This window comes from Parazoarcus communis (assembly GCF_003111645.1).
GTDB lineage: Bacteria > Pseudomonadota > Gammaproteobacteria > Burkholderiales > Rhodocyclaceae > Parazoarcus > Parazoarcus communis_A.
The window spans coordinates 3,250,630-3,274,939 of record NZ_CP022187.1 but is presented as its reverse complement, the minus strand read 5'-3'; the positions used below and the strand labels follow the sequence as shown (position 1 = coordinate 3,274,939).

Below are 24,310 nucleotides of genomic sequence, written 5' to 3'. Positions count from 1 at the left end.
GCAGAGTCGACAGGTCAGGCGCTGCGGATTGCGCTCAGGACAGTAGGCCGAGCTGCTTCATGAAGGCCATCTGGCTTTCCAGGATCTTCACCGCAGTCGGGTCGTTCTTGGTGGCAGCCTTCCAGGCTTCGCGCGCCTTGACACGCCCGGCGGCAACCTCCTTCGGGTCGAGTGAAGTCACCTCTACGCCCTTGGCCCGGAAGGCCTCGATTGCCTTGCCGTCCGACACCATGATGTGCTGGCGCAGTGCAGAAGAGGTTTCGCGCGCCGCAACCGCCAGTGCGGCCTTGAACTCGGCCGGCAGGCGGTCGTACGCGCCGCGGTTGGCCACGTAGCTGGTCGCGGTGGTCGGCTGATGCGGGCCGGGCATCACGATGTACTTTGCCACTTCGCTCAGGCCGGCCTCGAGGTTGGCCGACAGATCGCCACGGTCGGCGAAGTCGATCACACCCTTGTCGAGCGCGGAATACACCTCGGCTGTGGCCATCGGGGTAACGGCTACACCGAGCGCACCCATCACGCTCGACGCAAGACCGACGAAGCGCCCCTTCTTGCCGCTCATGTCGGCGAGAGAGCGGATCGGAAACTTCGAGTGGATCGGCTCCGGGCCATATACCGTCGGCGCAATGTAGAACAGACCCGCAGGCGCATAGGCCTGGCGCGCGAGCTCTAGGCCGCCAAGTTCGTAGAACCAGGCTTCGAACTGGTCCGGCTCGGGAAAGCCGAAGGGTACCGTGCTGGTGAATGCCAGCCCCGGAATCTTGCCGGCCTCGTAACCGTCGAAAGTCTTCATCAGCTGGAATGCACCGCCGCGAACTGCATCGAATGCCTGGTTCGCGGGGACCAGCTGGCCGGCGGAGAACAGTTCGATCTGAAACTTTCCACCGGTCAGCTCGCCGACACGTTTGACGAAACGTTCCTCAAATTTCTGCGGCGTGGTGCCACCATCCCAAAGCGCCTGCATGCGCCAGGTCACCGTCTCCTGAGCCAGCGCCGGGGTACTGACAGCCACATTGGCTGCCGCGCCGACCGCGCCGATGCTCAGCGCCTTGAGTGCATTCCTGCGAGTAATGACTTTCATTCTGTTTACTCCTCCTTTGGCTTCTGCCCCTTGCGGGCAGACTTCCGGATGGCGTGAAACCACCCATGACTTGCGCAGAACACCGGCCAGGTGCAACTCGAGGTCGCTTTTTGTTGGCAGGTCCGGCGTTCAATGTCTCCGATTTTTCGTTTTGCAGATCATCTACAATGAACAGGGACAGTTCAAGGGACACTTTGTTGAATTGTCAAACAACTGTCCCAGCTGAATAAGAGTGACAGTTCAAGTGAAACAGCGTGAATTGCCGATGCGCTGGCACGGAGGAAGGCCATGGGACGTACCGATGCGATCATTGAAAAGCTCAGGGCCCAGATCGAAAGCGGCTTGCTCAAGCCCGGCCACCGGCTGCTCTCGGTTCGTGCCGCGGCGGTCGAAGCCGGCGTATCCAAGAACACCGTCGCCGAAGCCTATGACCGGCTCGTCGCCCAGGGGCTGCTGAGCTCGAAGCAGGGCTCGGGCTACTTCGTGACGAGTGGACGCAGCCTGGCCTCGGGTACCCCATCCGCACATATTGCAGAAGCAATCGACTCTGCCTCGCTGCTGCGCGAGCAACTGGTGCGGCACTACGCCGTACGCGTCGGTGACGGCCGTCCCCCGGCGGAATGGATGGGTCGTCTCGACTTCGGGCGGCAGCTTGCTCAGCTCAAATCCGGTCTCGATACCGAGGCCAACCATGGCTACAGCAGTCCATGGGGCTACCAGCCACTGCGCGAACGCCTCGCACTCATGCTGATCGAACGCTCGATTCACGCCTCCCCCGACCAGGTTCTGCTCACCTACGGTGCCAACCACGCACTCGACCTGGTCAGCCGCCAACTTCTGGAGCCGGGCGACGTCGCGCTTGTCGACAGTCCGGGCTACTACCCCCTGTTCGGCAAACTGCACCTCGGCAAGACCCGAACCATCGGTGTCCAGCGCCTGGACGACGGACCCGATCTCGATGATCTGGTGCGCAAGTGCGAGATGTTCCGTCCCAAGGTCTTCTTTACCCAGTCGCTCGCGCACAACCCGACCGGAAGCGCGATCTCCCTCCCGGTCGCGCACCGGCTCCTTCAGATCGCAGAGCAGTACGGCTTCTACATCGTCGAAGACGATCCGTTTGCGGACATTCTTCCGGCCGCCAGCCCGCGCCTGGCCACGCTCGATCAACTCAAGCGCGTGGTGTACATCGGGACTTTCTCCAAGACGCTCTCTGCCAACCTGAGGGTCGGCTACGTCGCAGGTGAAGCCCGGCTGATGGAAACGCTTTGTGACCTGAAGATGCTCACCGTTGTGAACACGTCCGATCTGCTCGAGCGCATCGTCTTCAACATGATCTCCAGTGGCCATTACCTGCGTCATCTGCGCCGCCTCAAGCTGCACGTCGAACAGGCTACCGAGAAAGCCATCAAGGCGGTCCAGGGCGCGGGTATTCACCTGCCGTATTCCGCAAACGGGGGCTACTACCTATGGGGCGAGCTCGGCGAGGGACAGGATGAACTCGCGCTGGCACGCCGCGCCGCCAAGGAGAGCATCTTTCTCGCCCCGGGCTCCATCTTCCGACCGGAAAAGTCCGAAGCGCCAGCTGCGATTCGGATTAACGTCGCCTACGCATGCAACCCGCAGTTTCTGCAGTTCATGAAGACGGCACGGTCCTGAAGCACTGCACGCACTCACCCCTCCTTGCCCGGCGTCCGATCCAGAATCTGTGGCACCAGCCGCTCGGAGAAGCCGGCGAGGAAAGACCAGAACAGGAGCTTTGCCACGTCGGCACCGCTTGACGGATAGGTTTCGGAGAAGAAGCGCTTGAGGTCCGCGGTGGTCGGGACCGGCTGCGAAAAGGGGTGGCTGGAGAAGGCCGGGAACATCGAACCTTCAATGACCCCGCTGAGAAAACCGATGTACAGCACGAGCGCGAAGATGCCGCCATACACCGGAATCAGCAGGACTTGGCACCAGGATTGCGACAGCAACTCCAGCTCTTCATCGCCGAACTTCCGGAGGCGCTGCTGGATGCTGACAAATCCGCCCAGCAAGCCGCAGCCGAAGCATGCCCATGACACCATGAAACGCTCTTCGCGCAGCAGGGTGAGACCAAACAGGCCAACGACCAAGAACAGCGCAATCCCGGTCAGGATGATCAGGCGTCGAGTGATTCTGAGCAGCTTTTCGGTCCGGGTCATTGAGACGGGACACCGCAGGGTGCCGGATGGAGGCTGATCCTTTCAGCATAGCCCCACCGAACCGGCTTTCAAGGCCGCGCTGGCCCGTCGGCGCTCATTCGCGCCAGAATGGCTTGTCGGCGGAAAAGCGTGCCTGCGCGCGGCTGATGCCGACATCTCTCAGCACTTCGTCATCGAGACTGCGCAGCTCGCGGCGCTGACGGGCCCGGGTCTGCCATGTGCGCAAGGTGTCGCCTAGCGTACCGAGCAGGGCGGCCAGCGTGCTGCGCAAGGCGGGCAGGCGGCTGACGGGAATCATGCGGGCGTGGGTGATGGGGCTCATGGTGCGTCTCCTTCAGGGCATCGGTGATGACTGCATCCTGGCGTTCGCACGTAACACAATCCAATCGTTTTTCGGGATTCGCGTGTTCAGGAAATGTGATGGCGTCGTCGGCCGGAGTGCGCTTTACTAACACCTGAGAATCCCGCATCCGGAGTGACCGACGTGGAGCTATACCACCTGAAGACCTTCGTCACGGTAGCCGAAGAGAAACACCTGACACGTGCCTCTGAGCGCCTGTTTACGAGCCAGCCGGCGATCAGCGCCCATATCAAGGCACTGGAGGAAGAGCTCAACCTCACGCTCTTCGACCGCACGCCAAAGGGCATGCTGCTCACCGCCGCCGGCGAGCAGCTGCTGGATCGCGCGCAACGCACACTGGCTGCTGCAGGCGACTTTCTGCACCATGCCAAGGGCATGCAGAACGAGCTGCTGGGCAGCATCCGCATCGGCCTGAATACCGATGCCGAATTCCTGCGTCTGGTCGAACTCCAGGCTGGTTTGCGCGCGCACTATCCACAGCTCGATCTCGAATTCATGTCCGGCCGAACGGGGAACAACATCCCTGCCCTGAGGGTCGGCAAACTCGATGCCGCCTTCGTCAGTGGCGACTGCGACGAGCCCCTGCTTGACTCCCATGTGCTGCGCGAGGAGGAAATGGCGGTGGCGGTGCCAAATGCACTGCGCGATCAGATCGCCTCTCCCGACATCCCGGCACTCGCGCGCCTGCCGTGGGTCTACACCTCGCCGGACTGCGCCTATTACCAGCTGATGCAACCGCTGTTCGAATCGCACTGCTGCATGCCGGTCAAGACCATGATGGCCGACCAGGAAGATGCCATGCGCGCCATGGTGGCAGCGGGCGTCGGGCTCGGCATCATGCGCCGCTCCGATGTCGAGGCCGCCGAGCGGGAAGGCAGGATGCACGCCCTGCCGATGAAGCTGCCCACGATCAGCCTGCGCTTCGCCTACCTCCGGAAGCGGGCGAACGACCCGATCATCCGCGCCGTCCTTTCGGAGCTTGCGACGATCTGGGGGCTGGAACCGGTGCAGCAGCGCCAGGCGGTCTGAGCGGCCACCGACTTGCGCGCCAGGATTTAACTCCGCCCTTTCACTGCTGAAAAGCGTTAGTAATTCTTGTCATTTTGAAGCACTTCGATGCATTTGAGCACGCGCTGCGCGCGCCCGGACAGCGGCCACTCGGCGCGATGCAGCAGCCATAGGGTATCGACCACCTGAGGCTCGCGCTCCACCACGCGGATCGTATCGGCGCGCGCAAACGCCTTGCGCGCAAAGCGCGGAATCACGGTAAAGCCCAGGCCGCGTGCAACCGGCTCCAGAATGAGACCGATCTGATTGGTGAAACCCTTGCACGGCAGGCTGCGCACACCCGGACTGCCCGGAAAACAGCGGCTCAGCAGGCGTCCGGCCATGGCCTCGCCATCGGGGTGATCGATGAAGCCAAGGCGCACCAGATCTTCCCAGCTTTCGACCGCCGCACCGGCGGGCACGACCAGTTCAAGCGGCTCCTGCACGAAGGGCTGAACGCTCAGGCGCGGATCGTCCGGCTTCAGGGTGACCAGGCCGAGCTCGTAACGGTTGGCCAGCACCGCCTCGATGACTTCGCTGGTTGGCGCAAAGCGCTGGCGGATGCTCAGCCCCGGATGCGCGGCCTGCAGATCGAGCAGCAGCGGATACAGCGCGAGACCGATGCTGCCCGGACTGATCAGGCTGATCTCGCCGTGCTCGGCGTCGGTGCCGGACAGGCGCAGCTGCAGGCGCTGATCCGCGGTGGCAAGCTCGCGACAGTAGTCGAGCAAGGCGTGACCGGCGGGGGTCAGCTCGACGTGGCGCGGGTGGCGGACCAGCAACTGCCCGAGCGCGTCCTCCAGTCGCTTCACATGCTGGCTTACCGCGGCCTGGGTCAGGTCCAGGCGCTCTGCCGTGCGGGTGAAGTTTCCCAGCTCTGCCAGCGTGGCAAAACTGCGCAGCCATTGAGGGCTAAGCATAATGAACTCTTATCAAACAGATAACATCTACCTTGTTCTTATTATGCCTGCGTCTGCCTAGACTACGAGCCACGTACTCAACAAGGAGCTCAGCATGTCTCAGGTCTATCCGCGCAGCTTTTCCCATATCGGCCTTTCGGTCACCGATCTCGACGCCGCCGTGAAGTTCTACACCGAAGTCATGGGCTGGTATCTGATCATGCCGCCCACCACCATTACCGAGGATGAATCCCCCATCGGCGTGATGTGCACCGATGTGTTCGGCGCCGACTGGAAATCGTTCCGCATCGCCCACCTGTCCACCGGCGACCGCATCGGCGTGGAGATCTTCGAGTTTCGCAATGCAGTGAAGCCGGAGAACAACTTCGAATACTGGAAAACCGGCATCTTCCATTTCTGCGTGCAGGATCCGGATGTGGAAGGACTGGCCGCGAAGGTCGTCGCCGCAGGCGGCAAGCAGCGCATGCCGGTACGCGAATACTTCCCGGGCGAGAAGCCCTACCGCATGGTGTACATGGAAGACCCCTTCGGCAACATCCTCGAAATCTACAGCCACAGCTACGAACTGACCTACGCCGCAGGCGCGTACCAGTAAGCTCAGTTCCAGCTATCCCCCCAGCCGTCGAAACTGCCGCGCGCATGGAAACGGCTGGCCACCTCCGCCAGCGCCGCCGTCATCGGTGCATCGAAGGGGCTGTGGCCTGCGTCGTCGATGAAGCGCAACCGGCTACCCGGCAGCGCATGCTGAAGCTTGCGTGCGTTGGCAGGGCGGCAAACGAAGTCGAGCCGGCCGTGCAGGATGGCGACCGGCATCCCTGCCATTGCCCCCGCACAGCGCAGCGCCTCGGCTTCGCCGATGAAGCAGGCATGGGCCAGGTAATGGGCCTGGATGCGGTACTTGTCGAGCGCCACGTCGAGCGCATCGGCCGATAGCGGCTCCTCCGCCGGCGGCAGACGACCGGGGCTCGACAGCGCGGCCTCCCATTGCATCCAGCGTTGCAGGGCCCGTGCGGCAGTCAGACGGTCCGGCGAGCGCAGCGCATCGAGATAGTGCTGCGCGATGTCCTCCTGCCCGCTTTCGTCGAGGTAGTCGCCGAGGCGCTCCCACGCCACGGGCAGCAAGGCGGAAGCGCCGCGGAAGAACCAGTCGAGATCGTCCTGCCCGGTGAGAAAGATGCCGCGCAGGATGGCGCCGCTGCAGGCATCGGGATGGCGGGCGCAATAGACCAGCGCCAGGCTCGACCCCCATGAACCGCCAAACACCAGCCAGCGCTCGATGCCGAGATGGCTGCGCAGGCGCTCGATGTCGGCGACCAGGTGGTCCGTGGTGTTGGCTGCAATCTCGCCGCGCGGCGTGCTGCGGCCGCAGCCGCGCTGATCGAACAGCACCACGCGAAACAGCGCAGGATCGAGCAACTGCCGATGGCGCTCGCTGCAACCGCTGCCCGGCCCACCATGCAGGAACAGCACCGGCATGCCCTCGGGCGCGCCGCACTCCTCGAAATAGACTTGATGACCGTCGCCCACGTCCACATGGCCGTGGTTGAAGGGCTCGATCGCATCGAACAGGGCGCCGGCGTTGGATTCGTCGGCGGCAGGCGGAATGGTGGGCAGGGTCATTGTCAGATCATATCGTGCCCGGTCACGGATTGCTCGGGCTGCAAGGCTGCGTTCCGGTGCGCTGCGGACAATCTACAGAAAATCGCTAGATGGCTTTCAAGAGATGCGCGATGCGCGCCAGCGCCCGGCGGCGCACCATGCAGTCGTGCCCTGCCATGCCGGCAGTCACGGTTCAAAAACCACACTGGAGACACGCCATGAAATGGGAAACCCCTGCAGCTTGCGATTTTCGCTTTGGTTTTGAAATCACGATGTACATCGCCAACCGCTGATGTGCCCCGGAGGGGCGGGCAGGTCGGCCGCCCCACCCACGAATGAATCGGGAGGCCGCGTGAGAATACGAGTACTCGGTGCCGCAGCTGGCGGTGGATTTCCGCAGTGGAACTGCAACTGCCCCAACTGCGACGGCCTGCGCAAAGGCAGCATCCGCGCCCAGGCCAGAACCCAGTCGTCGATTGCAGTCAGCGGTGACAACGAGCATTGGGTGCTGTTCAACGCCTCCCCGGATGTACTGCAGCAGCTGCGCAGCTTCCCAGAACTTCAACCCGGCCGCGCCCTGCGCGACACCGCCATCGCCGCCATCGTGCTCATCGACGCGCAGATCGACCACACCACCGGCCTCTACATGCTGCGCGAACATCGCCAGCCGTGGCCCGTCTGGTGCACGCCCGGCGTACGCGAAGACCTGTCGGTGGGCAACCCGCTGTTTGGCGTGCTCGGCCACTATGCCGGCATCGACTGGCATGAGGTGCCGCTGGCCGGTGCCTTCAGCATCGAGCGCGCCACCGGCCTCGGTTTCGAAGCCCTGTCGCTGACCAGCAACGCGCCGCCCTACTCCCCGCACCGTGACCGTCCGCAGCCGGGCGACAACATCGGCGTCAGCCTGATCAACACGAAAAACGGCAAGCGCGTGTTCTACGCACCCGGCCTCGGCGAGATGGAGCCACATGTGTGGGCGGCGATGGAACGGGCCGACTGCGTGCTCGTCGACGGCACGCTGTGGACCGACGACGAGATGATCCGCCTCGGCGCCTCGCAGAAGACCTCGCGTGCCATGGGCCACCTGCCGCAATCGGGCGCGGGCGGCATGCTCGAATGGCTGGATCGCCTGCCCGCCACGACGCGCAAGGTGCTGATCCACATCAACAACACCAACCCGATCCTCGACGAAGACAGCCCTCAGCGCGCAAGCCTCAACGCGCACGGCATCGAGGTCGCTTTCGACGGCATGGAGATCGAACTGTGATCGCATTCGACACCGACAACACCATCGAACATATCGCCGACATCAGCCTCGCTGCAACGCAGGAGGCGCCGTGGTCGCCGGCCGAGTTCGAAGCCCTGCTGCGAGAGAAAGGCACCAGCTACCACATCCATCATCCCTTCCACCTGATGATGGCCGCAGGCGAGCTCACGCCGGCGCAGTTGCGCGGCTGGGTCGCCAACCGCTTCTACTACCAGATCGCGATTCCGGTAAAAGATGCGGCGATCCTGTCCAACTGCCCCGACCGCGAGATCCGTCGCGAGTGGATACAGCGCATCCTCGACCACGACGGCTACCAGATCGGCGGGCTGGAGGACGCCGGCGGCATCGAAGCCTGGATCCGGCTCGGCGAAGCCGTCGGCCTCAGCCGCGACGATGTCACCTCGTTGCGCTTCGTCGCCCCGGCCGCGCGCTTCGCGGTCGATGCCTACATCAACTTCGCCCGCCAGCGCCCCTGGCAGGAAGCCATCGCCTCCAGCCTGACCGAACTCTTCGCCCCGCACATCCACCAGCAGCGCATCGACACCTGGCCTACCCAGTATCCCTGGGTCGACACCGAAGGCCTGCAGTACTTCAGGAACCGGCTCACCCAGGCACGCCGCGACGTGGAGCACGGCCTGCGCTTCACCCTGGAGTATTTCAGCCAGAGCCGGGCGATGCAGCAGCGTGCGCTCGACATCCTGCAGTTCAAGCTCGACGTGCTGTGGGCGCTGGCCGACGCCATCATGCTCAGCCAGTGCGAAATCGAGATCAAGGGGCCGAAGGCATGAGCACCGCGACACCGGAACACGACATGCTGGCGGCCATGCCGCGCGTATCGAAGAAATTCCGCCTGCAATGGGAAGAGGCGCAGCAGGCCTGGGTGCTGCTCTACCCCGAAGGCATGGTGAAGCTCAATCAGAGCGCAGGCGAAATCCTGAAGCGCTGCAGCGGCGAGCAGACCGTGGCCGCGCTGGTCGCCGAACTCGAACAGGCCTTCGACACCACCAACCTGCAGACTGACGTGCTCGCCTTTCTCGCCATGGCGCAGCAGCAGCACTGGATCGAGTACTGACATGAACACGCCCGCAGCCCCGGAACAAGCCAGCCCGCAGATCGGCCCCCCGCTGTGGTTGCTGGCCGAACTCACCTACCGCTGCCCGCTGCACTGCGTGTTCTGCTACAACCCGGTCGATTTCGCCCACCACCCCGACGAGCTCTCCACCGACGACTGGCTGCGCGTGCTGCGCGAGGCGCGTGCGGCAGGCAGCGTGCAATGCGGCTTCTCGGGTGGTGAGCCGCTGTTGCGCGACGACCTCGAAATTCTGGTGGCCGAAGCGCACAGGCTGGGCTTCTACACCAACCTGCTCACCTCGGGCGTCGGCCTCACCGAAAGCCGCGCCGCCGCGCTCAAGGAAGCCGGTCTGGATCACATCCAGCTCTCGTTTCAGGACTCCACCCGCGAGCTCAACGATTTCCTGTCGCATACCCGTACCTTCGAGCTGAAGCAGAAAGTGGCCGCCATCATCAAGGCCAATGGCTGGCCGATGGTGATGAACTGCGTGATCCACCGCCTCAACATTGACTACATCGACCGCATCATCGACATGGCGGTGGAGCTGGACGCCGAATACCTCGAGCTCGCCAACAGCCAGTACTACTCCTGGGCGCTGCTCAACCGCGACCAGCTGCTGCCCTCACGCGAACAGATCGAACGCGCCGAGCGAGTCACCAACGCCCGCCGCGAACAGTACGGCGACCGCATCCGCATCTTCTACGTGGTGCCCGACTACTACGAGAACCGTCCCAAGAAGTGCATGAACGGCTGGGGCAACGTCTTCCTCACCGTCACGCCCGACGGCACCGCCGTGCCCTGCCACACCGCCGCCATGCTGCCCGGCCTGAGCTTTCCGAATGTGCGCGACATGGACGTGAAGCAGATCTGGTACGACTCGGAAGGCTTCAACCGCTATCGCGGCGACGGCTGGATGAAAGACAGCTGCCGCAGCTGCCCGGACAAGGAAAAAGACCTCGGCGGCTGCCGTTGCCAGGCCTTCATGCTCACCGGCGACCCGGCGGCCGCCGACCCGGTATGCGACAAGTCACCCCATCACCACGTCGTCACCAAAGCCGTCGAACGCGCACAGAGCGGGGAGGGGCGCATGCACGAAGCGCCACTGGTGTTCCGCAGCCCGGAAGAATCGCGCAAGCGCCCGGTGCTGAGCAGCTGATCTGAAGGCGCGAACCTGATCAGCACGCGCTCAGCCTTCACTCGCACTGGTGTCGAATGTCGCTCAGCACGGTCCCCGTTCGCAGGGCATCCCGTCGCCGTCCCCATCCATCTTCACATTCGGGCAATGTTGCAGAAAGTATTCTGCCTCGGCACAGGAGCGCATCTGCGAGCAATGCTGACGCCCGTCGCAACGAAAGTTCGATTCGGGCGCCGGCGCAGACCGCGGCACCACCCTTTGAACGGTAGTCGGTTCGTCAACCACTTGCCAGTTGTCGCCGCCTGAGAATCGGTGAGCGTATTTCTGGTACCCAAATGCAGCCACCACCACGAGAATCAGCAGTGGCAATGCGCGGCCAAGGCTGCTGCGGCGCTCGGGTCGGGCAGGCCTTGTGTGACGTTGTGCGTGCGGAGCCTGGCGCGAACGCTCCGTGCTGTGTGCAGGGGCCATCGGCGCAATCGACAGGCCGGGGCGCGCCACCCGTACCGCACGCTTCCTGCCGTCCTTGTCGAGCTCGATCTCGAACAGCAAGGACTCACCCATCTGTGGCGGTTTTCCGTCGCGCGGAAAAACGGAAATGTGGATAAAAATGTCCTGTCCGCCGTGCTTGGGCTTAATGAACCCGAACCCGCGCGCGTCGTTCCATTTTTCAAGCGTGCCTTCAATACGCATAAGTCGGCTACCGGTGATTGCAGAAATGCCCGGCCCCAAACCGGTGCATCATGTCCGCAGCATTGTGCCGACAGACATGCGCATGTCACAAGTAAACCGGCTTTTGGGCACCCCTACGCAGACATGCCCACCTTCTCCAGCAGCAGCGGCTTGACCGTTTCCAGCCAGATATCGATGCGCTCGTCGGTATGCATGCCTTGCGTGCGGGCGTCGATGACGAGGCCGACGAAGCGCCCGTCGACGATGGCGGCGGAGTGGTCGAAGGTATAGCCGTCGGTGGGCCAGCTACCGACGATCTCGGCGCCGAAGCCCTTGAACACCTCGTACAGGCGCAGCAGGGAACTCGCAAAGCGGTCCGAGTAACGCTCCTGCGCACCGAGACCGAACAGCGCGACACGCTTGCCGGAGAAGTCCGCCGACTCGAACTGCGCCAGAAACTCTTCCCAGTTCGGCTCCAGACAGCCTGCACTGCGTCCCGGGATCTCGCCGATGCCATAGCTCGGCGTGCCGAGGATCAGCGCGTCGTACTGCAGCATGTCGGCGAGTGCGATGCGATTCACATTGAGCGGCTTGGCCGCGATGTCATCGCCCAGCTTCTTGTGAATCTTCTTGGCGATCAAGCGCGTGGTGCCGGTTTCGGTGCCGAAGAATATGCCGATCCTGTTCATGGTGTTTCTGCCGTCAATGTCAAAGGAAATGTTGCCAGCGGTGTGCTCGCCTCAGGCCAGCGCGTCACGCATCAGCTGCGCCACGTGGGCGGGGCGCCGCGCCACACCCTCCACGATCTGGTGGCGGCAGGAGAAGCCGTTTGCCAGCAGCGGCGCATCGGGTGCCGCACGCAAGGCGGGGAGCAGATCGGCCTCGGCCATCTGCATCGAGATGTCGCGTGCTCGGCATCGAGACCAAAGCTGCCGGCCATGCCGCAGCAGTTGGCCTCGACAAACTCGAACTCGAAGTCGGGAATCAGACGCAGCACCTTGCGCAGCGACTTCATCGCACCAACCGCCTTCTGGTGACAGTGGCCGTGGACGAGGGTCTTCCCGCCGCCGATGGGCTTGAGTGCGAGCGTGAGACGCTTGCGGTCATGCTCGCGGGCGATGAACTCCTCGAACAGGTACACCTGCTTCGCCAGCGCTTCGGCCTCCGGCCCGAGACCGAGCTTGAGGTGGTCGTCGCGCAGCGACAGGATGCACGACGGCTCAAGCCCGACGACCGGCGTGCCATCGGCGAGCGCCGGGCGCAGCGCGGCCTGCATGCGCAGGGCTTCGCGGCGGGCGGCATCGATCTGACCCAGCGACAGCCAGGTGCGACCGCAGCACAGCGCGCGGCCCGGCTCGGGGTCGTCGGCCGCGGGCCCGAGCACTTTCACGTCGTAAGCGGCACGCGTGAGGACGGCGTGGGCGGCCTCGGCAATATCGGGCTCGAAATGGCGGGCAAAGGTATCAACGAACAGGTAGACGCTGCGATCGCTCACCGCTGCCGGCTCAGGCGCAGCTGGTGCAACGTAGGGGCGGGAAACCGGTTCGGGCAGGGTGCGCTGCGCGGAGATACCGAAGCTGCGCTCGAGCTGACGTGCCAGCAGCGGCACCCGGTTGCGCAGGCGCACAAGCGTGCGCAGCAGGCGAGGGTGGCTCAGCCAGCGCGGCAGGTCGGCAAACAGGCGGTCACGCGGCGAGATGCCGTTGATGGCGTTGCGCTGCGCCTGCCATTCGATCTTGATCGCCGCCATGTCGACCTGATTGGCGCACTCGCGCTTGCACCCCTTGCAGCCGACACACAGGTCCATGGCCTCGACCAGACGCGGGTCGGAGAAGGGTGCCGGGCCGTATTCACCATTGAGCGCCGCCTTCAGCGCCAGCACCCGCCCACCGGGTGAGTGCCCGGCGGCGTCCGTGACCCTGAAACTGGGACACATCACCCCCTTGGGCTTGCGCTGACACAGGCGGTCGCTGATGCACACCGCCACCGCCTTGGCAAAGTCGCCACCGGTGGCCGGGATGCCTGCATAGGCGTCACCCTGGCCTGCGGTCTCGTAGGACGACCAGTCGAGCTGATGTTTCATTTGCTTCCTCCACAGAAGGAGAAAGCAATTCCGATACCACGCCGCAAACGCTCAAAAAACGCATGAAACCGGCCTGATCAGGCCCGCGCCATGGCGCGAACCCGACAAACCGACACGCGAGGCTCACTCGTGTCGCAATGCTTCGATCGGATCGAGCTGTGCCGCCCGACGTGCCGGAAAGTAGCCGAACACCACACCGATCGCCGCCGAGAACAGGAAGGACAGCAGGTTGATGGAGGGGTCGAACAGGTAGTCGATGTTCATGACGCCGGACAAGGCAATGGAGGCCGCCGCCGCGAGGAGGATGCCGATCACGCCGCCGAGGCTGGAGAGCACCACCGCCTCGATCAGGAACTGCAGCAGCACCTCGCGTTCGAGCGCGCCGATGGCGAGGCGGATGCCGATCTCGCGGGTACGCTCGGTGACCGACACCAGCATGATGTTCATGATGCCGATGCCGCCCACCAGCAGACTCACCGCCGCCACCGCTCCCAGCAGCATGGTGAGGATGCGGGTGGTACCGGTGAGGGTTTCGGCGAGCTGCCGGGTGTCCATCACGCGAAAGTCGTCATCCTCGTTTTCGCTGATGTTGCGGCGTTCGCGCAGCAGCTGTTCGAGCTGGGTCTTGATCGCGTCGACCGCATTCGTGGTGCTGGCGGAGACCATCAGCATGTTGATGTCCTGACTGCCGCTCAGCCGGCGCTGCACCGTGCGCAGCGGCATCACCACGGTGTCGTCCTGGTCCGAGCCCATCGCCGACTGACCCTTGGACTTGAGCAGGCCGATCACCTCGCAGGCGAACTGAGCGATGCGGATCTCCGCGCCCACCGGATTCTGTGCGCCAAAGAGATTCTCGCGCACCGTGCTGCCGATCACGCACACGGCCTTGCCGGCGCGCTCTTCCGCTTCGGTAAAGCCCCGCCCGGCGACGAGCTCCCAGCCCGACGCACTGAAGTAATCGTTGCTGCTGCCGGTCACCATGGTCGACCAGTTCCGCGCCTGGTAGACCGCGGTCGCCGAGCTGTTTGCCACCGGCGCCACGGCTGCGGCGTCGGTGATCTGGTTGCGTATCGCCTCGACGTCGGCGGTCTTGAACTTGGCCGCCTCATCGCTGCCCGGTCCGAAGCGCTGCCCCGGGCGCACCATGAGCAGGTTGCTGCCCATGCTGGCGATCTGATCGGCTACCGAGCGCGTCGCGCCATTGCCCAGCGTCACCATGGTGATGACCGCCGCCACCCCGATCACCACCCCGAGAATGGTCAGGAAGGAGCGCATCAGGTTGCGGCGGATCGCCCGCATCGCCAGCAGCAAGGTATTCCACAGCATCAGGCGAAGGCCTCCTGCAGATGATCGCTGTCGACCCGGCCATCAACGAAGCGCACGACGCGTTTCGCATAGGCGGCCATGTCGGGCTCGTGGGTGACCATCAGCACGGTGATGCCGTGCTCGCGATTGAGGCCTGCGATCAGTTCCATGATCTCCTGGCTGTTGTGAGTGTCGAGGTTGCCGGTTGGCTCATCGGCGAGCAGGACCTTGGGCGCGGTGACGATGGCGCGGGCGATGGCAACACGCTGCTGCTGACCACCGGACAGCTCGTTTGGCGCATGGTCCTCCCAGCCATCGAGCCCCACCTGCTTCAATGCCGCACGCGCAGCGGCATGGCGTTTGGCAGCCGGCTCGCCGCGATAGATCAGCGGCAACTCGACGTTCTCCAGTGCGGTGGTGCGCGACAGCAGGTTGAAGCCCTGGAACACGAAACCCAGAAAATGCCGTCGCAGCAGCGCACGCTGGTCGCGCGTCATGCGCTCCACGTGCACACCCTGAAACTCGTAACTGCCTTGCGTCGGCGAATCGAGACAACCAAGAATGTTCATCGCGGTCGACTTGCCCGAACCGCTCGGCCCCATCACCGCGACAAAGTCCCCCTCATCGATGTCGAGATCGATCCCTTTCAGCGCCTGGAAGGCTGCAGTGCCACGCCCGTAGGTTCGGGTGATGCCGGCAAGACGGATCAGCGGGCTCGTGCTGCGGGTGTCTGTGCGCATGGTCTCGGCGCTCATTTCGCCGCGCTCACGGTTTCGGTGATCACCTGCATACCGGCCTGGAGCTCGCCACCGGTGATTTCGGTGAAGCGCCCGTTGGTCACACCCGTGCTCACCTCGACCGGCGCCGGATGGCCGTCGCGCAACACCCACACCTGCTGACTGCCCTCCTTCAGCACCACCTGCTGCTTCGGCTGACCGCCCGGCGGGCGCGGCATCAGCGAAGACAGGATGCCGCCCTGCGACTTCCCGCCAGCCTGCGCCACCGGCGGCGTGAAACGCAGCGCGGCGTTCGGCACCAGCAGCACGTCATCGCGGGTGATGGTGGTGATCTCGGCGGTCGCGGTCATGCCCGGTCGCAGGCTGAGATCGTCGTTGCTCACCTGCAGCACCGCGGGGTAGGAGATCACGCCATCGGAATCGGTGGCATTGAAGCCGACCCGGGTGATCGCGGCGGAAAAACGCCGGCCCGGCCAGGCATCCACCGAGAACGTGGCCTTCAGCCCGGCCTTCACCTGGCCGACATCCGCTTCATCGACGTCCACGCTCAACTCCATCCGCGCCAGATCCTCGGCCAGGGTAAACAGCGTGACCGCCTGCAGCGATGCCGCCACCGTCTGACCGGGATCGACGTCGCGCGCCAGCACCACGCCATTGATCGGGGAGCGGATCGTGCCCTTGCCGAGGTTGGTGAGGTCGGTCTGCAGACTGGCCTTGGCTTCGGCAATGCTCGCATGCGCACTGGCGACATTCGATTCGGCCCGCTTCAGATCGGCCTCGGCGACCTCCATTTCGATCCTGGAGGGCACCTTTCCGCCCGAGAGCCGCGACACTTCGCGGTAGCGGTCGAGTTTGGCCGCCGCCTCCGTCCGCGTCGCATGTGCCTGCGCCAGGCTGGCCTCGGTCACGGCCAGCGCCGCACGCGACTTGGCGACGCTGTCTTCAAGCTTGGACAGATCGAGCCGGGCCAGCACCTGGCCCTTCTTCACCCGGTCGTCGTCGTCCACCAGCACCTCTGCAATCGTGCCCGACAGTTCGCTGCCCACGCTGACTTGATTGGTCGGCTCAAGATTGCCCGTGGCCGAGACCGTGACCACCAGCCCGCCGTTTGCCGCCGCCTGGGTGCGGAACTGCGGCAGGCCGGCGTCGTTGCTGGCGCCGAACATGAACCACGCAAACACCAGCGCCACCAACACAAGGAGCGCAATCAGCCAGCGCTTCCCGCGCCCCAGGCCACCGCCACCGGCGCTGCCGGCCAGAATTGCGTTGAGATCGGGCGTCTGCCCATTGCCGGCCTTGCCGGATACGTCGTTCATGATGCGGTCCTGGTGTCTTGTGCGGAGTCCGTCGGCGACCAGCCGCCACCGACGGCCTTGTAGAGCTGGATCTGGGCGCTGGCGAGCTCCCCGGTGCTGCTGGCGAGCTGGTCTTCGAGGCTGAGCAGGGTGCGCTGGCTGTCGAGCACGTTGAGGAAGTCGGTCAGGCCCGAGGCATAGCGGTGTTCGGCGATCTGCAGCGCCTCGCGTGCCGAGGCCGTGGCCTGTATCAGCTGGGTATGGCGTTCGCCGGCGTTCGCCACTGAAACGAGTGCGTTCTCGACATCTTCGAGCGCCGTCAGGACTGCCGCCTGGTAGGCCAGCCGGGCCTGCTCAAGCAGCGCATCCTGAATCTCAATATTGGCTTCGATGCTCCCGAAATCGAAGATCGGTGCCGAAATACCCGCCAGCAGCGAGCGCGTCACCGAACCCGTACTGCCGAGTGCATCCAGACTGAGCGCACTCAGGCCGAGCGAGCCCGACAGGCTGAAGCTCGGGTAGCGTGCCGCTTCGGCTTCGCCCAAGCGCGCGGTCTGTGCAGCCAGCCTGCGTTCGGCCGCACGTACATCCGGACGCTGACGCAGGGTGTCGGCCGGAATGCCCACCGCCATCGATACCACGGTCTGCGGAATGTCGGCCTCGGACAGCCACGAGACCAGCTCACCCGGCGAGCGCCCGAGCAGCACTGCCAGCCGGTTCTGCGCCTCCGTCACTGCAGTGCGCAGCGCCGGCAGATTGGCACGCGCGCTTTCCAGTTCGGTGCGCGCCTGCGCCGCGTCAAGATCGGACACCAGCCCGGCCTGTCGCCGCCAGCGGGTCAGATCGAAAGTCTCGCCGCGCGCCGCCACACTGGCCGCGGCAACCGCGAGGCGGCGCTCGCCGGTGCGCAGTTCGACGTAGTTGAGCACCACTTCGGCCACCAGCGACACCCGCGTGTCACGCAGGCTCTCGGCACTGGCACCGAGGTCGCCCTCTGCCGCCTCCGCCCCGCGCTTCAGGCCACCGAAGATGTCCGGCTCCCAGCTGGCGTCGAAATCCGTGCTGAAGAGATCGCTCGTGGTGCCGCTGCTGCTCTCCGAGCTCGTCCGCGACCGGCTCGCCGAACCCGACGCAGTCAGCGACGGCCCCAGCGCAGCGCCAGCCAGCGTACGTCGCGCGCGCGCCTCGCGCAGTTGCGCACGTGCAGTCGCCAGATCGAGATTGGCCGCCAGCGCATCGGCGACCAGCCCGTCGAGGACCGGATCCTGATACTGCCGCCACCATTCGGCCAGCACGGTCGCGTCCGGCGCCTCCACCTCACCGGTGGCAGACCATTTCGCCGGAACGGCAGTCTGCGGCTGCTGATAGTCCGGCCCCACGGTCATGCACCCGGACAAGGTGAGCACGGCCGCCAGCGTCAGCGCAAAGCGAGTGGTGCGCGATGAAGAGGAAACAGTTTCAGGGATGGGCCGTAGCCCGGCAGAGGCAATCATGGACGTTCTCGCAATGTTCACCCTGCGCAGCCCGCATCGCCAGAACGACGATATGCGGCAGAAACGCGAGGTTTGACGCGAAAATCTTACAGCCCGTATCCCCCGCGCATTGTGTTGGAATGTAGCGAATTTGTAGCGGCAGACCACGACCGCAACATGCCTTGCTGTTTTCTGCCCTGTATTGAACATTTCACTTGCCACACACCGGCAATTCTCGTCTATAATCCGCGCCCTTCAGCACCCTTGGCGCGTCATTGGCGCGCACTGCCTGATGAAAGTCGGCAGCGGAGCAGAAGCCCTGGTGGTGAAATTGGTAGACACGCTATCTTGAGGGGGTAGTGACGCAAGTCGTGCGAGTTCGAGTCTCGCCCAGGGCACCAACGGCAGCAAAATGCAGTACGACTGAAGCCAGATCACCCGCACACGGGAATCTGGCTTTTTTCATTGCAACCATCCGGAGCAGCAGATGCGAGTACAAACGAATTCGTCCGACGTTGGCCGCTGCGGCTGTGGCCGTCGCGAATACTGCGACGGCAGCCACGGCCTGACCGAAGCACAGTGGCAGGCGCTGAAGGCCAAGGAGCGTGAAGCTGCCGGACTGCAGCCTGCCAGCGCCGAACCGAAGAAAGCCGGCTAAGCGAACTTTTCCTGCTTGTAATCAATCTCGTCGCTGTCGTCCGCCGCTTTGGACATGAGTTCAAAGTTGATTCGCAGCAGCGGTATGTCCGTGTCGTCGGCCTGACAGGTATCCAGCACTTTCTCGAGCACCTTGCGCGTCTTGCTGATCCGCGGCGAGTAGTTCGACAGCTGGATGTTCTCGGCGAGGATTGAAAACAGGGTCTTGTTGTCGGTGCTCAGCCTGGCCCAGGCCTCGAGCGCCTTGCTGTAAAGGTCGGACTCGTTCTGCTCTGCGTGGTCGCCCGACAGCGCGCTTTCGGTCTTCTGCAGCCGATGCGAAAACGCGAGCTTGACGTGCTCCGGCCTCGGCAGGTTGTCGATGAGGTCGACCAGGAACAGCACCCCGCTGTTGAAGCACGAACGCTCACCCGACTTGCTGCGGGTTGCATTGGTCATCAGGAAATGGCCGGCCAGCAACACCTCGAAACTCAGCCCCTTGACCGGCTTCTGCGTCTCGTTGCGAAAATCGTCCAGCTCTGAAACATAGAGGCAGAACGGCAACAGCGGATGAATCCTGTCACTCGACTCCGTGATGGAAAGTCCGATCTCCTGCAGGTCGAGTCGCTCGGTGATCTCCATCTTCGCGTCGCCGAGCCAGTTGAGATCATCTCCATCGCCAAAGTGCTCCTGAAAGAAGCCCTTGCGGCACGACTCCAGCAGCAGGCTGCGCCGCCCGGCTCATGCAACGGGACGTTCCATGTCTCGTTCACCACCGAGTACTTGAAGGCCTGATCAATGGACGAGACGAGCTGGCGGATATGTGACTTGATGTCCGCGAGGATGTCGGTCAGCACATCGGTGATCCTGTTTCTGTTCTGGGCCAGCATGTCCTGAATGCAGGCGCGCCTTGCCCGCGAGTAGCTCAGGATCAGCCTGCTGCCGTCGATCTCGATGTCGTGATCAAAGTAGACTCTCTGGTGCTTGGTGGCGAGCTGATTCGGTACATGCTCGTAATCGAACCCGGCAAGAAAGCTTGTGGCGACCTCACCAAGCGTGAGTTCGACCGTTTCAACATCGACGTCCTGATGCAGGAGCAGGTAGTCGGTGACGGGGTCGAACACATAGTCGCTCAGGCGTGACTTCAGCACGCGCGCATCGAACTCGGGGGCAAAGCCTTCCTTGTCGGACGGAAACATGGGCCATGTCGAAGGCACGGACGGCTTGCCACCTGCTGCAGAAGCTCAGGCGTGAAGCGCTCGGTCTTTTCATGCGTATCCGATACGTTCAAGGCATCGAGCAGCGCCCTGTATGCGGTGTCGTCGGCCGCTTTGAGCGAACGGATCGCTTCGGCAAGGTGCGCAACGGAAATATGAGCCGAGTTCGACTCTCGTGGGATGTACTTCGCACCCCGCAATAGACGCCGCATGATGTACTTCCAGGCTGACGACCACGCTGGATGCAAGCGGCGCATCAAGGCAGTTTCATGGCATCCGCTATGAGGAAAATGGTGCTGTGGTCACTCCGGCCGGCCTGCACATCTGCCGCCCGAAGACGGGCAGACGATGCAAATCAGATCATCGGATCATTCGGCAATGCTGCTTGAATTCAGCCACAAGGCGAGCGAAGAATAGCAAGACGCAGCGGAGCACTCCATCACAAATTTATAGTTAATTGATTTAACTCAACAAATTCGATCAAAAATATGCACACCAAGAGTCATTGAGTCCATGAAGTGTGCATTAATGCAGATTCTGAGCGAATGTCTCGGGAAAGCCGGCATACGGACAGGTCCCCGTTACGCACCGATCCACCGGGGGCAGCAGAGCGCGCACGCGTCCGAACAGGTGCGTCAGCGCAAGCGGCGCCTCACTCTCCCGCCTCAAGCCGCAGGTAGGCACGGCTGACATTGCCCCGGTGCAACTCTGCAAAGTTCGCGAGATGCGCGAACTGAGGCGCATCGCCCAGGGCGGCAACCGCCTGGTCCACGCCGGCCATGTCGTCCGCAAATCGCCGCACGCCCGATGCCACGAAAGCAAGGTAGTCGCCGGTATCGCGCTGGGCACCCGCGAGATCGGTGACGCTGCCGTGACCCGGCACGACATGCACTGGCGACAGTGCCTTGATGGCCTTGAACGCGTCGAGCCAGGTGCTCACATTGCTTTGTGGCAGGACGCCAAGCAGGCGATCGACGTACACATGATCACCGGCAAAGACGACACCCTCGGCCGGCAGCCAGACCACCACATCGCCCGGAAAGTGCGCGTTGGCAAGATAGCGGATCTCCAGTCTGCGCCCGCCGAGTTCGAGCACGGCGCGGTCGTCCGCCGGTTCGCGACTGGCGTATGCCGGCTGCGTGCCCTTGAAGCGTTCCTTGAGCAGGGCGGCAAGCGCGTCTGACTCGGCAATGGCATTGGCCTTCTGGGTCGCGACCGTTCGCGACAGCGCAATCACCTCGGCGCCGCGCGACGCAAAATAGCCGTTACCCAGCCAGCGGTGGTCCTGACTGCCGGTGTTGATGACCCACTTCACCGCTTTGCCGGTCAGCCTGCGCACCTCCGCATCGAGCAGCTTTGCGCCTTCGAACGAGGCGCCACTGTCGATGAGGACTGCGCCATCGGGCGTATCGATGACGCCAAAATTCGCGTTCAGCGCATGATTTTCGTAGGTACGTCCGCCAATTTCACCGATCAGCGCAAATACCCCGCTGCCGAGCGCCTGCGACTTCAGGAGATCGGCGGCCGAGACCGACCCGGCAAGGACGAACAGCACCAGCAAACGCATTGCGAAGCGAAGAAACATGAACAGCCTCCAATCCTGGTCACCTGCAGCTTCACGAACCGGGCACACGTGGTGTGCCCACGATGAGCACCCGATCAGCCCTTGTGGCCAACAATCATGATAAAGGGGTATTCCCGCTCCGCCTCGCCCCTGACGCACAATCTTGGCCCGGTCGGCATCCCGGATCGTGGCCCTGGGATCCAGTTGACTCGCGACCGGCAAGATCCTCGCGGCAGTGTAATCTTCAACGATACATCTGGCCCCCATGCCGCAACCAGCCCGCTACATGCCGGCCCGCAGGGTCGTCATGGGTCCAGTGAATCACGCCGCCCTGCGGATTCCATTCATATTCGCCATAAAACGCCACCCTGTCACCGACGCTGATCCCGTCGATCCGCGGCGCCAGATCGATATTGTGCGCCACCAGCACGGTTTGCCCGGAGTCCAGGCGCAGGATGAAACGCTGATGCCGGCTTCCCTTGTTGTCGTCGGCCAGCAGCTTCAGCACCGTGCCGCTGCCCTGAACCTGAAGGTCGCTCTGCCGGTTGCTGAATGCGCTGGCGAGGATCTGGTCTTCAGACTGGACACGCTCGGCGGTGACGGCGGCCCCAAGTGGGCCGGTCAGGGACTGGATGCCACCGAAGCCAAGCATGGCAAGCGCAATCGCAATCGCAAACCGCAGGCGTTTATTCATGTCGCACTCATCTGACGCTGGAAGGTGAGGTCGGATCCCCTGTTCCACATTTGGCGGATCACAGGACATGCCCCCGACTGTCAGGCTTGTCCGATCTCCCGTTTCAACGCAGCAATACCGGATCAGCGCCGTGAGATGCGGCGAAAGAGGGCATACGCGCCGCCACCCAGCGCGCAAAGGGCCGGATAGATCAGGAGGTTCTCGGCAATCAGCGGGGCGTCGCTCCCCATCAATGACACTGCGCTCATGCACAGGCCAATCAGGGCCCCCACATACACGGGTGTGGCACCGCGCAGGAACCTGCGTACAAAGGTGCTGAGCGCCAGTCCCTCCAGGGCAGCGGCCAGGAGCAGCAATAACATCGGCCTCACGCCCAGAAACAGCGCGATACCCGCACCAATGGCGAGTGGCACGAAGCGGATCGGGAGCCGGACCGTGTCATAGCCGGAAGAGGCCTCCTGCCCGAGCTGCTGGTCGGCATACCGGCGCGCCTCGCCCGCAGCACGCCCCATCGCTTCGTCCACATTCGACGGCGGTGCCGCGTGCATGCCCGAGTAGCCTTCGCGCTCGGCGCGTTGATGGTCTTCGATGCCCACGGTCTGATCCACGCATTACCTGACGGCAGATGAGCCAAGCCTAGTTCGCCGCTACGGCCAATGCAAGCTCACCGGCGTGGCAAGTGCGCACGAGCGCATTCTCCAGTTCCGGTGCAGCCCGAGTTGCGTCTGACGCCGTATCGGCGATACTTGGCGGCTCACTTCAATGACCCGCCCCCGGAGGGCACATAGCCATGAGCGACATCACCATCTTTCACAACCCGAGATGCGGCACCTCACGCAACACCTTGGCGATGATCCGCAACACCGGCACCGAACCCGTCGTGATCGAGTACCTGAAGACCCCCCCGACACGCTCGCAACTGCTGGAAATGATTGCGGCCAGCGGCCTTTCGGTGCGCGAGGTGATGCGCAGCAAGGAAGCGGTGTTCAGCGATCTGGGCCTGGGCGATGCAGGTTTGAGCGAAGATGCGCTGATCGACGCCATGATGGCGCACCCGATCCTGATCAACCGGCCCATCGTGGTGACACCGCTGGGGACGCGGCTGTGCCGGCCGTCCGAGGTGGTGCTGGAGATTCTGCCGCAGGCACAGCAGGGCGCATTCACCAAGGAAGACGGACAGGCGGTGGTGGATGCGGAGGGCAATCGTGTCTGATGCACTGAACGACATGCCCAGTTTGCGTGCGGATCTGTTCCGGGCACCCGATCTGGAACAACTGTGCCCCGCACAGCGCTCAACCCATGCACCGCGCATCCTGCTGCTCTACGGCTCGCTGCGTAAGCGCTCATTCAGCCGTCTGGTGGTCGAAGAGGCCGCCCGCATGTTGCAGGCCATGGGCGCCGAAGTTCGCATCTACAATCCGAGCGGCCTGCCGCTGCCGGACGACGCGCCCGACACACACCCCAAGGTGGTGGAGCTGCGCGAGCTGGCACAGTGGGCAGAGGGCATGGTGTGGTGCTCGCCGGAACGCCACGGGGCGATGACCGGCATCATGAAGGCACAGATCGACTGGATTCCGCTCGCGGTAGGCGCCGTGCGCCCCACCCAGGGCAAGACGCTGGCGGTCATGCAGGTGAGTGGCGGTTCGCAGTCGTTCAATGCGGTCAATCAGATGCGTGTGCTCGGGCGCTGGATGCGGATGCTGACCATCCCCAACCAGTCGTCGGTGGCGAAGGCCTTCCTGGAGTTCGACGATAACGACCGCATGAAGCCATCCGCATATTACGATCGGGTCGTTGACGTGATGGAAGAACTGGTCAAGTTCACCCTGCTGACGCGGGATGCGGCGGGGTATCTGGTGGACCGCTACAGCGAACGCAAGGAAAGCGCCGAGGAGCTGTCGCGGCGGGTGAATCAGAAGTCGATCTGACCCCCAGGACGGCGCACTGCGCCCGCGCCTGCGGCGCGGTTTGTG

28 protein-coding genes and 1 tRNA gene are annotated in these 24,310 nt (G+C 63.7%); 13 read left to right on the top strand and 16 right to left on the bottom strand.

From position 1 onward, the window contains the following. Positions 1–34: 34 nt before the first annotated feature. Complete coding sequence (gene dctP / locus CEW83_RS14870) at positions 35–1,081, bottom strand: TRAP transporter substrate-binding protein DctP (protein ID WP_108950034.1); 1,047 nt, start codon at positions 1,079–1,081, stop codon at positions 35–37. Positions 1,082–1,369: 288 nt separating this feature from the next. On the opposite strand from dctP, the gene CEW83_RS14865 reads away from it, so the two are divergent. After that, entirely contained in the window at positions 1,370–2,737 is a 1,368-nt protein-coding gene (locus tag CEW83_RS14865) for a PLP-dependent aminotransferase family protein (RefSeq protein ID WP_108950033.1), read from the top strand. Between the two features lie 14 nt (positions 2,738–2,751). Here the strand turns inward: CEW83_RS14865 and CEW83_RS14860 are convergent, their stop codons facing one another. Then, positions 2,752–3,261 (bottom strand): hypothetical protein, encoded by a 510-nt coding sequence (locus CEW83_RS14860; RefSeq protein WP_108950032.1) that lies wholly within the window; start codon positions 3,259–3,261, stop codon positions 2,752–2,754. A 94-nt stretch (positions 3,262–3,355) separates the two neighbouring features. Next, positions 3,356–3,583 carry a DUF1127 domain-containing protein gene (locus CEW83_RS14855; RefSeq protein WP_199915129.1) on the bottom strand — a complete coding sequence of 76 codons (228 nt, stop codon included), beginning with the start codon at positions 3,581–3,583 and terminating at the stop codon, positions 3,356–3,358. A gap of 162 nt (positions 3,584–3,745) precedes the next feature. On the opposite strand from CEW83_RS14855, the gene CEW83_RS14850 reads away from it, so the two are divergent. Next, positions 3,746–4,651, top strand: a complete 906-nt coding sequence (locus tag CEW83_RS14850; protein WP_159099468.1) for a LysR family transcriptional regulator — start codon at positions 3,746–3,748, stop codon at positions 4,649–4,651. 56 nt (positions 4,652–4,707) lie between these two features. Here CEW83_RS14850 and CEW83_RS14845 read toward each other — a convergent pair whose 3' ends face one another. Continuing rightward, the gene (locus CEW83_RS14845; RefSeq protein ID WP_108950029.1) at positions 4,708–5,589 is read right to left on the bottom strand and encodes a LysR family transcriptional regulator; all 882 of its coding nucleotides are present in this window, start codon (positions 5,587–5,589) and stop codon (positions 4,708–4,710) included. Positions 5,590–5,683: 94 nt separating this feature from the next. Between CEW83_RS14845 and CEW83_RS14840 the strand changes: the two genes are divergently transcribed. Further along, positions 5,684–6,184, top strand: a complete 501-nt coding sequence (locus tag CEW83_RS14840; protein ID WP_108950028.1) for a lactoylglutathione lyase family protein — start codon at positions 5,684–5,686, stop codon at positions 6,182–6,184. A 2-nt stretch (positions 6,185–6,186) separates the two neighbouring features. On the opposite strand, the gene pip is transcribed toward CEW83_RS14840, so the two are convergent. Continuing rightward, positions 6,187–7,209 (bottom strand): prolyl aminopeptidase, encoded by a 1,023-nt coding sequence (gene pip, locus CEW83_RS14835; RefSeq protein ID WP_108950027.1) that lies wholly within the window; start codon positions 7,207–7,209, stop codon positions 6,187–6,189. Positions 7,210–7,406: 197 nt separating this feature from the next. Here pip and pqqA point away from each other — a divergent pair, with 197 nt between their 5' ends. Genes pqqA through pqqE form a run of 5 tightly spaced genes read left to right on the top strand, consistent with a single transcriptional unit; the run spans position 7,407 to position 10,683 of the window. Beyond that, positions 7,407–7,481 carry a pyrroloquinoline quinone precursor peptide PqqA gene (gene pqqA, locus CEW83_RS21595; protein WP_106408400.1) on the top strand — a complete coding sequence of 25 codons (75 nt, stop codon included), beginning with the start codon at positions 7,407–7,409 and terminating at the stop codon, positions 7,479–7,481. Between the two features lie 59 nt (positions 7,482–7,540). Beyond that, positions 7,541–8,455, top strand: a complete 915-nt coding sequence (gene pqqB / locus CEW83_RS14825; protein ID WP_108950026.1) for a pyrroloquinoline quinone biosynthesis protein PqqB — start codon at positions 7,541–7,543, stop codon at positions 8,453–8,455. A 41-nt stretch (positions 8,456–8,496) separates the two neighbouring features. Continuing rightward, entirely contained in the window at positions 8,497–9,243 is a 747-nt protein-coding gene (pqqC, locus tag CEW83_RS14820; protein ID WP_108951443.1) for a pyrroloquinoline-quinone synthase PqqC, read from the top strand. Then, on the top strand, positions 9,240–9,527 hold the full coding sequence (pqqD, locus tag CEW83_RS14815) for a pyrroloquinoline quinone biosynthesis peptide chaperone PqqD (protein ID WP_234418846.1): 288 nt from the start codon (positions 9,240–9,242) through the stop codon (positions 9,525–9,527). The genes pqqC and pqqD overlap by 4 nt, the downstream gene beginning before the upstream one ends. Position 9,528: 1 nt before the next feature. Beyond that, the gene (pqqE, locus tag CEW83_RS14810) at positions 9,529–10,683 is read left to right on the top strand and encodes a pyrroloquinoline quinone biosynthesis protein PqqE (protein WP_108950025.1); all 1,155 of its coding nucleotides are present in this window, start codon (positions 9,529–9,531) and stop codon (positions 10,681–10,683) included. A gap of 63 nt (positions 10,684–10,746) precedes the next feature. Here the strand turns inward: pqqE and CEW83_RS14805 are convergent, their stop codons facing one another. The 7 genes from CEW83_RS14805 to CEW83_RS14775 form a co-directional block, all read right to left on the bottom strand. Next, on the bottom strand, positions 10,747–11,355 hold the full coding sequence (locus tag CEW83_RS14805) for a cold shock domain-containing protein (protein ID WP_108950024.1): 609 nt from the start codon (positions 11,353–11,355) through the stop codon (positions 10,747–10,749). Positions 11,356–11,468: 113 nt separating this feature from the next. Next, a complete protein-coding gene (locus CEW83_RS14800) occupies positions 11,469–12,023 on the bottom strand; it encodes a flavodoxin (RefSeq protein WP_108950023.1) in 555 nt (184 codons plus the stop codon). Between the two features lie 71 nt (positions 12,024–12,094). After that, a complete protein-coding gene (locus tag CEW83_RS14795) occupies positions 12,095–13,417 on the bottom strand; it encodes a (Fe-S)-binding protein (RefSeq protein WP_234418845.1) in 1,323 nt (440 codons plus the stop codon). A 123-nt stretch (positions 13,418–13,540) separates the two neighbouring features. After that, positions 13,541–14,743, bottom strand: coding sequence for an ABC transporter permease (locus CEW83_RS14790; RefSeq protein WP_108950022.1), 1,203 nt, complete (start codon positions 14,741–14,743; stop codon positions 13,541–13,543). After that, entirely contained in the window at positions 14,743–15,477 is a 735-nt protein-coding gene (locus CEW83_RS14785) for an ABC transporter ATP-binding protein (protein WP_108950021.1), read from the bottom strand. Before CEW83_RS14785 ends, CEW83_RS14790 begins: the two co-directional genes overlap by 1 nt. Further along, complete coding sequence (locus CEW83_RS14780) at positions 15,474–16,775, bottom strand: efflux RND transporter periplasmic adaptor subunit (protein ID WP_108950020.1); 1,302 nt, start codon at positions 16,773–16,775, stop codon at positions 15,474–15,476. The genes CEW83_RS14785 and CEW83_RS14780 overlap by 4 nt, the downstream gene beginning before the upstream one ends. Next, positions 16,772–18,247, bottom strand: a complete 1,476-nt coding sequence (locus tag CEW83_RS14775) for an efflux transporter outer membrane subunit (protein WP_108950019.1) — start codon at positions 18,245–18,247, stop codon at positions 16,772–16,774. The genes CEW83_RS14780 and CEW83_RS14775 overlap by 4 nt, the downstream gene beginning before the upstream one ends. A 295-nt stretch (positions 18,248–18,542) precedes the next feature. On the opposite strand from CEW83_RS14775, the gene CEW83_RS14770 reads away from it, so the two are divergent. Together CEW83_RS14770 and CEW83_RS21090 are read left to right on the top strand one after the other, a co-directional pair. Beyond that, positions 18,543–18,627, top strand: a tRNA-Leu gene (locus CEW83_RS14770). Positions 18,628–18,713: 86 nt separating this feature from the next. Further along, on the top strand, positions 18,714–18,884 hold the full coding sequence (locus CEW83_RS21090; RefSeq protein ID WP_159099467.1) for a hypothetical protein: 171 nt from the start codon (positions 18,714–18,716) through the stop codon (positions 18,882–18,884). On the opposite strand, the gene CEW83_RS14765 is transcribed toward CEW83_RS21090, so the two are convergent. After that, positions 18,881–19,504: a hypothetical protein gene (locus CEW83_RS14765; RefSeq protein ID WP_108950018.1), complete on the bottom strand. Its 624-nt coding sequence runs from the start codon at positions 19,502–19,504 to the stop codon at positions 18,881–18,883. The genes CEW83_RS21090 and CEW83_RS14765 overlap by 4 nt on opposite strands. Positions 19,505–19,821: 317 nt before the next feature. Here CEW83_RS14765 and CEW83_RS14760 point away from each other — a divergent pair, with 317 nt between their 5' ends. Then, positions 19,822–20,004: a hypothetical protein gene (locus CEW83_RS14760; RefSeq protein ID WP_108950017.1), complete on the top strand. Its 183-nt coding sequence runs from the start codon at positions 19,822–19,824 to the stop codon at positions 20,002–20,004. Positions 20,005–20,731: 727 nt separating this feature from the next. Here the strand turns inward: CEW83_RS14760 and CEW83_RS14755 are convergent. The 3 genes from CEW83_RS14755 to CEW83_RS14745 all read right to left on the bottom strand — a co-directional run bounded on the left by CEW83_RS14755 (position 20,732) and on the right by CEW83_RS14745 (position 22,933). Continuing rightward, entirely contained in the window at positions 20,732–21,664 is a 933-nt protein-coding gene (locus CEW83_RS14755) for an MBL fold metallo-hydrolase (RefSeq protein ID WP_199915128.1), read from the bottom strand. A 223-nt stretch (positions 21,665–21,887) separates the two neighbouring features. Then, on the bottom strand, positions 21,888–22,337 hold the full coding sequence (locus tag CEW83_RS14750; RefSeq protein WP_108950016.1) for a DUF3465 domain-containing protein: 450 nt from the start codon (positions 22,335–22,337) through the stop codon (positions 21,888–21,890). A gap of 122 nt (positions 22,338–22,459) precedes the next feature. Continuing rightward, entirely contained in the window at positions 22,460–22,933 is a 474-nt protein-coding gene (locus tag CEW83_RS14745) for a hypothetical protein (protein WP_234418844.1), read from the bottom strand. 194 nt (positions 22,934–23,127) lie between these two features. On the opposite strand from CEW83_RS14745, the gene arsC reads away from it, so the two are divergent. Together arsC and arsH are read left to right on the top strand one after the other, a co-directional pair. After that, positions 23,128–23,550, top strand: coding sequence for an arsenate reductase (glutaredoxin) (gene arsC / locus CEW83_RS14740; RefSeq protein ID WP_108950014.1), 423 nt, complete (start codon positions 23,128–23,130; stop codon positions 23,548–23,550). Beyond that, the gene (gene arsH / locus CEW83_RS14735) at positions 23,528–24,265 is read left to right on the top strand and encodes an arsenical resistance protein ArsH (protein ID WP_159099466.1); all 738 of its coding nucleotides are present in this window, start codon (positions 23,528–23,530) and stop codon (positions 24,263–24,265) included. The genes arsC and arsH overlap by 23 nt, the downstream gene beginning before the upstream one ends. The last annotated feature ends 45 nt before the right edge of the window (positions 24,266–24,310 follow it).